This window comes from Kitasatospora sp. NPDC059599, assembly GCF_042735125.1.
GTDB lineage: Bacteria > Actinomycetota > Actinomycetes > Streptomycetales > Streptomycetaceae > Kitasatospora.
The window spans coordinates 1-8,407 of sequence record NZ_JBHWCL010000246.1 but is presented as its reverse complement, the minus strand read 5'-3'; the positions used below and the strand labels follow the sequence as shown (position 1 = coordinate 8,407).

The following is an 8,407-nucleotide window of genomic DNA, read 5'->3' as shown; positions in this document are numbered from 1 at the left end:
GTCCAGGGACGAGCGCAGGCGGCGCAGCGTCTCGGGGCGGCCGAGGAGCTCCATGGACTCGAAGAGCGGCGGCGAGACCCGGCGGCCGGTGACGGCCACCCGCAGCGGCGTGAAGGCGAACTTGGGCTTGATGCCCAGCCCGTCCACCAGCGCCGCGCGCAGCGCGGCCTGGATCGGCTCCGGGGTGAAGTCCGCGAGGTCCTCCAGCGCCTTGATGCTGGCCTCCAGCACCGGGCGGGCGTCCGCGGTCAGCACCTTGGCGGCGTCGTCGGGGTCGACGGCGAACTTCTCCGGCGCCACGAACAGGAAGCCGGCCATGTTCACGATCTCGCTCAGCACGACCATCCGCTCCTGGGTGAGCGGCGCGACCTTGGCGAGCACGTCCAGCTGCTCCGCGGTCGGCTCGGCCGGCAGCAGCTCCGCTGCCTGCAGGAACGGCACCAGGCGCCCGGCGAAGTCCTCCGGGGTCAGCTTGCGGACGTGCTCGGCGTTGATCGCCTCGCACTTCTTCAGGTCGAAGCGGGCCGGGTTGGCGTTCACCTTGGCGATGTCGAAGGCGGCGACCATCTCGTCGATGTCGAAGAGGTCCCGGTCCTCGGCCAGCGACCAGCCCAGCAGCGACAGGTAGTTGAGCAGGCCCTCGGGGATGAAGCCGCGCTCGCGGTACAGGTTGAGCGAGGCCTGCGGGTCGCGCTTGGAGAGCTTCTTGTTGCCCTCGCCCATCACGTACGGCAGGTGGCCGAAGCGCGGGGTGGTGCCGCTGCCGACGCCGATCTCGGCGAGCGCGGCGTACAGCGCGACCTGCCGCGGGGTGGAGGACAGCAGGTCCTCGCCGCGCAGCACGTGGGTGATGCCCATCAGGGCGTCGTCCACCGGGTTGACCAGGGTGTACAGCGGGGCGCCGTTGGCGCGGACGATGCCGTAGTCCGGCACGTTCTCCGGCTCGAAGGTGAGCGTGCCGCGGACCAGGTCGTCGAAGGAGATGGTCTTGTCGGGCATCCGGAAGCGCAGGATCGGCTCGCGCTTCTCCAGCTTGTAGACCGCGACCTGGTCGTCGGTCAGGTCCCGGCAGTGCCCGTCGTAGCCGGACGGCTTGCCGGCCGCGCGGGCGGCCTCGCGGCGGGCGTCCAGCTCCTCGGTGCTGCAGTAGCAGTGGTACGCGTGGCCGGCCTCGTGCAGGCGCCGGGCGACGTCGGCGTAGATGTCCATCCGCTGCGACTGGCGGTACGGCTCGTGCGGGCCGCCGACCTCCGGGCCCTCGTCCCAGTCGAAGCCGAGCCAGCGCATGGCGTCGAGCAGCTGGCCGTACGACTCCTCGGAGTCGCGGGCGGAGTCGGTGTCCTCGATCCGGAAGACCAGCGTGCCGCCGTTGTGGCGGGCGAAGGCCCAGTTGAAGAGGGCGGTGCGGACCAGGCCCACGTGGGGGTTGCCGGTCGGGGACGGACAGAAGCGAACCCGGACGGCCGGGTCAGTGTTAGCCACGCTTGATCACCTTGTTGGCGAGAGTGCCGATGCCTTCGATGGAGACGGCGACCTCGTCGCCGACGTTGAGGGGGCCCACCCCTGCGGGTGTGCCGGTGAGGATGACGTCGCCGGGCAGCAGCGTCATGGCCTCGGAGATGTGGACGATCAGCTCGGCGACCGAGCGGACCATCAGGGAGGTGCGGCCGGTCTGGCGGAGCTCGCCGTTGACCGTGCAGGTGACGGCCAGGTCGGCCGGGTCGAGGTCGGTCTCGATCCACGGACCCAGCGGGCAGGAGGTGTCGAAGCCCTTGGCCCGGGCCCACTGGCCCTCGCGCTGCTGCACGTCGCGGGCGGTGACGTCGTTGGCGCAGGTGTAGCCGAGGATCACCTCGGGCACCCGGTCCAGCGGGACCTCGCGGCACATCCGGCCGATCACCACGGCGAGTTCGGCCTCGTACTGGACGTCCGAGGAGAACGGCGGGTACGCGATGCTCTCGGTCGGGCCGATCACCGCGGTGGACGGCTTGAAGAAGGTCAGCGGGACGTCCGGGACCCGGTTGCCCAGTTCCTCGGCGTGCGCCGCGTAGTTGCGGCCGACCGCCACGATCTTGTTGGGGAGCATCGGGCTGAGCAGCCGGACGTCCTGGAAGCGGTAGCTCTCGCCGGTGGGCTGGGGCTGGCCGAACGGGTGGCCGGCCAGCGCGTGGACGACCAGCGAGTCGGGCTGGGAAGGGTCGCCCTCCACCACGCCGAAGGAGACACTGCCGGCGGCAGGGCTTCCTTCCCGGACGGAAAACCTGGCAATGCGCACGGCTGGGATACCCCTCGCTTCGTCGGCCGCCCGGGGCGCGCCCGGGCGCTGGTGGGCGCCCCGCCCACGGTGGGCGCGGCCCCGTCAATCGGCCTCCAGGCTATCGCGTGGGGCCCCGCCTGACCGCTTTGCCCCTGTTCAGCGCGGTTGGGGCGGAAGCGGCGAGCGGACGTGCACCCGCCCCGGAGGCGAGACCGCGAGGGAGCGAGGCACGAGCGAGGGAGCACCGACCGTCGGCGCCGGGTCCGAGCGTCCCGGAGGCGAGCGGGCGAACAGCAGAAGGCGCCGCCGCCACGTCGGTGGCGACGGCGCCTTCCGGCGTACGTGCGTGCGGTCAGTCCGCCAGGACGACGACCGGGGCGACCATCAGCTGGATGCGGCGCGGGTTGGCGGTGCTGGCCGGCAGTTCGGTGCCGTAGGTCACGACGTCCTCGGGCTGGCGGGCGCCGGGGATCTTGCTGAAGTCCTCGACCGAGGCCAGCGTCGTCCGGCGCGGGTTCGCGGTGGAGCGGCAGGACAGCGTGGACTTGGTGGCGTTCTTCGCCTGGGACATCGAGAGCACCTCGTGGTCGTGGCCGGGCGATCCGCGGCGGATCGGCACCGGCCTGAGTGATTCCGATTGATTCGGAGGGGTTCTGGGCAGGCTGATCGGGGCCGTGCTCCGGAGACTGCCCAGGTTACGAGATCTCTTTCCATAGAGACCGTGACCAAAGCTACACATTAGACTGTGATTTTGGTCACAATATATCGAGCAAAACTCAGATATCCGACATATCGCCGTACCGGAATTTTCCGACATCCGGCCGATAAGGGGCATTCCGGAAGGTCTGTGACTCTTTTCGATCTACGGTCGGGTTGGCATGTATCCGGCGAGTGTCCGAAAAAGGCGGTATTCCGGTCCGGTTACCGCACAGTCCGTGAGATTCCGCAAGCGGTCGGTAGCGCCGGGCGCCCGGTTCCTGCGGCCCTTGTTGGGATTCCCCGGCTGTGCTGGAATGCGACGGACCGTGGGTAGGGAGTGGTCCACCCCGGTGACCCGCTCTCCCGGACCGGCCGGGGTGCGGATGGAAACTCGACACCGTCCAGGCCGTGGCAACGCGGCGGGACGCCCGGTCCAGAGGTTGCGACGCCAGTGCAGGGACGTTTCAAAAGGGGTAGCGGCGCCGCGGGTAACCCGGAGTCGCGCGAGCCTGTGGCAGCCCCCCAGCAGGCGGCGGCGCCGGGCGGCCCGGCCGATCCGATGACGCCCGAGGGCGTAGGCCGACCGGAGGAGGACGGTCAGGAGCGGAAGTCCACCCGCGACAAACTCCGCACCTCCCTGACCCGACGCCGGGCCACCGGTCTGAACCGGCTCGCGATGCGCAACTGGCGTATCCGCACCCGTCTGATCGCCCTGCTCGCCCTCCCCGTCCTGGTCTCGCTGGTCCTCGGTGGCCTGCGCATCCAGAGCTCGATGGAGAACTCGCAGCAACTCGCCCAGATGGCCAACCTGTCCGACCTGGCCAAGAAGGCGACCAACCTCGCGGACGCGCTGCAGACCGAGCGCGACATCAGCGCCGGTCCGATGACGCACGAGCCGAACGCCCAGCTGGACGACGACATCGTCGCCGCCCGCAAGGCCACCGACGAACTGAGCCGCACCTTCACCGCGTCCTCCGACAAGTTCGAGAACCTCGAACTGTCCGGCGGAAAGGCGCTGCTGCTGCAGATCCGCCGCGACCTGAACTCGGTCTCGGACACCCGCAGCCTGCCGTACCAGAACAACCAGAACATCCAGTCGACGATCACCGCCTACGACGTGATCATCCGCGACCTGCTGTCCATCTCCCAGGACATCGCGCTCGCGTCGAACAACAAGGACCTGGTCGTCTCCACCCGCGCACTGCAGCAGTTCTCGCTCGCCAAGAACGCGACCTCGCAGCAGCGGGCCCTGATCAGCGCCGCGCTCGCCAACCCCAAGGCGCCCGACCTCAGCCTGAGCGACGAGTCCTTCGGTATCCGCCTGCGCCTCTCGTACGAGAACGCGGTCGCCAGCTTCAACAACATCTACACCGCGCACGACCTGGACAACCTGCGCAGCCAGCTGAGCTACAACTCGGTGGTCGCCGACGCCGACCGCTACGCCCAGACGATCCTCATCCAGGGCGGTATCCACCAGACCGAGGCGGTCAGCTACAAGGACTGGTACGAGAAGTCCAGCGCCAAGATCACCGCTGAGCGCCGGATCGAGTCCAAGCTCATCGAGAACCTCGACGGCAAGGCCCAGGACCTGCAGTCGCAGGCCGACACGGACGCCCTGATCATCGGTGTCGCCGTCGCCCTGGTGATGCTCGTCGCCCTCGGTGGCGCCGGTCTGATCGCCCGCTCGATGGTGCGCTCGCTGACCCGTCTGCAGGCCGCGGCCGAGGACGTCGCCGAGCGCCGCCTGCCCGAGCTGGTCAAGACCCTCTCGGAGAGCGACCCGCACGACGTCGACACCACGGTCGAGCCGGTCGCCGTCGACTCCACCGACGAGATCGGCCACGTGGCGCACGCGTTCGACATGGTGCACAGCGAGGCCGTCCGCCTGGCCGCCGAGCAGGCCCTCCTCCGCGGCAACATCAACGCGATGTTCACCAACCTCTCGCGCCGCAGCCAGGGCCTCATCCAGCGCCAGCTGTCGCTCATCTCCGAGCTGGAGAGCCGCGAGGCGGACCCGGACCAGCTCGCCAACCTCTTCAAGCTGGACCACCTCGCGACCCGCATGCGCCGCAACGGCGAAAACCTCCTCGTCCTCGCCGGTGAGGACCCGGGCCGCCGTTGGACCCGCCCCGTCCCGCTGGTCGACGTGCTCCGCGCCGCCGCATCCGAGGTGGAGCAGTACGAGCGCATCGAACTGGCCGCCGTCCCGTCGGCCGAGGTCGCCGGCCGCGTCGTCAACGACCTCGTCCACCTCCTCGCCGAGCTGCTGGAGAACGCCACCTCGTTCTCCAGCCCGCAGACCCGCGTCCGGGTCACCGGCCACGCGCTGCCGGACGGCCGCGTGCTGGTCGAGATCCACGACACCGGCATCGGCCTGAGCCCCGACGACCTCGCCGAGATCAACGAGCGCCTCGCCAACCCGCCGACGGTGGACGTCTCCGTCTCCCGCCGCATGGGCCTCTTCGTGGTCGGCCGTCTGTCGCTGCGTCACGGCATCCGCATCCAGCTCCGTCCCAGCGACTCCGGCGGCACCACCGCGCTGGTCATGCTCCCCGTGGACGTCACCAACTCCGGCGACCGCCGCGGCGCCGGCCGCCCCGGCCCCGCCCAGGGCAAGCAGCAGCGCGGGGTCACCCCGACGCCGCGTCAGCAGCGCCAGATGCCGCCCGGCCGCCAGGCCGGTCCGGCCGCGCTCGGCCAGGGTCCGGCCGGCGGTGCCCCGCAGGGCGGCCGTCCGCAGCTCGGCCAGGGCGGTCCGGCCGCTCCGGCGGGCCCGGGTGCTCCGGGTGCCCCCGGTGCTCCGGGTGCGCCCGGCGGCCCGGGTGCGCAGGCCGGTCCGGGTGCGCCCGGTGGCCGCGCCGGTGGTCTGCCGACCCGCCAGGTCGGCAAGGCCCTGCGCGAGAACCCGATGCCGCAGGGCCAGGGCAAGGGCAAGGGCCGACAGCCCGCGCAGCCGCAGCAGGCCCAGCAGGCTCCGCAGCAGCCCCAGCAGCAGTCGCAGCCGCAGCAGTCGCAGCAGGGCGGCCTGCCGCAGCGCACCCCGGGCCGCCAGGGTCCGCCGCAGACCGGCCAGACCGGCCAGACCGGCGCGAACGGCCTGCCCCGGCGCGGCCGCCAGCAGCAGCCCGGCCAGCCCCAGGCCGGCCAGCCGCAGCCGGGTCGGCAGCAGCCCGGCCAGGAACGGCAGCGCCCCGGTGGCGAGTTCGACGGCGGTCCGGGCCCCCGGACCGGCGAGCAGCCCCAGCACGGCCGCCCCGGCGGTCCCGGTGCTCCGCAGCAGGGCGCCCGTCCGGGCAACCGTCCGCAGGACGGCCTGCCGCAGCGAGCCCCCGGCCGTCAGGGTCCGGGTGCCCCGGGCGCCCCGGGTGCCCCCGGCCGGCCCGGCGCCGCCCAGGGTCCGCGGCGTCCGCAGCGCCCCGGCCCGGACACGCCGCAGCGTGACCGTCAGCCGCAGCTGCCGCAGCAGCAGTCCCAGCCCCAGCCGCTGCCGTCGGCCGAGCCCGCGCCGGTGGAGAGCACCCAGCAGTTCGCGCGTCCGCGCTTCGAGGCCAGCCAGATCGACCCGCGCGACCCGCTGGGCCTCGGCCTGGTCGAGCCGGTGCTGCCGAACGTGCCGAACCCGGCGCGTCCGGAGCCGGTGCGCCAGGAGCAGGCCCCGCAGCAGCCGCAGCCGCTGCCGTACCAGGAGCCGATGGCGCTGCCGACCGGCCCGTCCGCGGCCGCCGGCCAGCAGCCCGCCGACCAGCAGGCCTGGTACCCGCAGGGCGACGCCCAGCAGCAGGCGCGGCCGCGCTCCTACCAGCCGCGCCGGCCGGGTACCTCCGCGCCGGACCTCCAGGAGCAGGGCCAGGCCCAGCAGCCTCCGCAGCAGCAGGCCGCCCGGCAGCAGGCCCCGCAGCAGCCCCAGGCCCCGCAGCAGCAGGCCCAGCAGCCGCAGGCCCCGCAGCAGCCGAGCCCCGACGACGCGCCGTGGCGCCCGTCCGCGAACGACGAGCGCTGGCGCCGCGCCGAGCAGGTGCGCGAGCCCTCGACCAACGGCGTGACCATGTCGGGCCTGCCCCGGCGGACCCCGCAGGCCAACCTGGTCTCCGGCACCGCCGAGGCGTCGCCGCTGACCGGGCCCCAGGTCTCCCGGGCCCCCGAGGAGGTCCGCGGCCGGCTGACCAACCTGCGCCGCGGCATCCAGCAGGGCCGCCGGGCCGGGGCCGAGCAGGGCTCCAACCAGCAGGGCTTCCCGCATGGTGCCCAGCAGCCGGGATTCGATAGTTTCGGTGGCCGGACCGACGGCAACGGCGCAGATCACCAGGAGCGTTGAGTTGAACCAGATGAGCCAGGCCGCACAGAACCTGAACTGGCTGATCACCAACTTCGTGGACAACACCCCCGGGGTGTCCCACACCGTGGTGGTCTCCGCGGACGGCCTCCTCCTGTGCATGTCCGAGGGCTTCCCCCGGGACCGCGCCGACCAGCTCGCCGCCGTCGCCTCCGGCCTCACCTCCCTCACCTCCGGCGCCAGCCGGATCTTCGAGGGCGGCGAGGTCAACCAGACGGTGGTCGAGATGGAGCGGGGCTTCCTGTTCCTCATGGCCATCAGCGACGGCTCCGCCCTCGCCGTCCTGGCCTCGCCCGACTCCGACATCGGCCTCGTCGGCTACGAGATGGCCCTGCTCGTCGACCGAGCCGGCGCCGTCCTCACCCCCGCACTTCGCGCGGAACTCCAGGGCAGTCTCCTGCACTGACCGGAGTCCGTGCGGACCCACCCATCCGTCCGACCTCCCCGCCGGGTCCGACCCGACCGGCCCCGGCGTCTCACCCTCAGCTACCCTCAGGCAGCTGATCCCGCCTCAGCTGGTATTGCCCCAGCTGGAACCGGCTGCTCAGGCTGCAGCACAAGGAGGACCCATGACCCCGCCCTCGACACCCGGCGGCCCGTACGGCAACGGGTACGGCAGCGGCTACGGCGGCCAGCAGTCCGACGGTTACGAGCAGCAGCCGCTGGTCCGCCCGTACGCGATGACCGGTGGCCGGACCCGTCCCCGCTACCAACTCGCCATCGAGGCCCTGATCTCCACCACCGGGTCCGCCGAGCGGACCAGCGGGCTGCTCCCCGAGCACGCCCGGATCGTCAACCTCTGCCGTGAGGTCAAGTCCATCGCGGAGATCTCCGCACTGGCCGGTGTGCCGCTCGGTGTCGCCCGCATCCTCGTCGCCGACCTCGCGGAGGCCGGTCTCGTCGCCATCCACCAGCCCGCCGCCGCGGGCGAGTCGGGCGGAACGCCCGATGTCACGCTGCTCGAAAGGGTCCTCAGTGGACTTCGCAAGCTCTAACGGACCCGCCCGTGCCACGACGTCGGCCAAGATCGTCGTCGCGGGCGGCTTCGGTGTCGGCAAGACCACGCTCGTCGGCGCCGTCTCCGAGATCAACCCGCTGCGCACCGAAGCCGTCATGAC

Annotated in this window: 6 protein-coding genes and 1 pseudogene; 4 read left to right on the top strand and 3 right to left on the bottom strand. The window is 72.1% G+C overall.

Translation table 11 applies throughout. The features are described from left to right. From gltX to ACFV04_RS42550, 3 genes are all read right to left on the bottom strand, one after another. Positions 1 to 1,482: glutamate--tRNA ligase (gene gltX, locus ACFV04_RS42560; RefSeq protein WP_380536466.1), on the bottom strand; the 1,482-nt coding region annotated here is incomplete at its 3' end. Then, positions 1,475 to 2,275 carry a fumarylacetoacetate hydrolase family protein gene (locus tag ACFV04_RS42555; protein WP_360262022.1) on the bottom strand — a complete coding sequence of 267 codons (801 nt, stop codon included), beginning with the start codon at positions 2,273 to 2,275 and terminating at the stop codon, positions 1,475 to 1,477. The genes gltX and ACFV04_RS42555, both read right to left, overlap by 8 nt. A gap of 334 nt (positions 2,276 to 2,609) precedes the next feature. Further along, positions 2,610 to 2,876 carry a hypothetical protein gene (locus tag ACFV04_RS42550; protein WP_380348236.1) on the bottom strand — a complete coding sequence of 89 codons (267 nt, stop codon included), beginning with the start codon at positions 2,874 to 2,876 and terminating at the stop codon, positions 2,610 to 2,612. A gap of 591 nt (positions 2,877 to 3,467) precedes the next feature. On the opposite strand from ACFV04_RS42550, the gene ACFV04_RS42545 reads away from it, so the two are divergent. From ACFV04_RS42545 to ACFV04_RS42530, 4 genes and pseudogenes are all read left to right on the top strand, one after another. Beyond that, on the top strand, positions 3,468 to 7,271 hold the full coding sequence (locus ACFV04_RS42545; RefSeq protein WP_380536464.1) for a nitrate- and nitrite sensing domain-containing protein: 3,804 nt from the start codon (positions 3,468 to 3,470) through the stop codon (positions 7,269 to 7,271). 10 nt (positions 7,272 to 7,281) lie between these two features. After that, entirely contained in the window at positions 7,282 to 7,695 is a 414-nt protein-coding gene (locus ACFV04_RS42540) for a roadblock/LC7 domain-containing protein (RefSeq protein WP_097236138.1), read from the top strand. 163 nt (positions 7,696 to 7,858) lie between these two features. Further along, positions 7,859 to 8,284, top strand: coding sequence for a DUF742 domain-containing protein (locus tag ACFV04_RS42535; RefSeq protein WP_380348232.1), 426 nt, complete (start codon positions 7,859 to 7,861; stop codon positions 8,282 to 8,284). Next, positions 8,265 to 8,407, top strand: a pseudogene (locus tag ACFV04_RS42530) (ATP-binding protein); the annotation flags it as partial. The gene ACFV04_RS42535 and the pseudogene ACFV04_RS42530, both read left to right, overlap by 20 nt.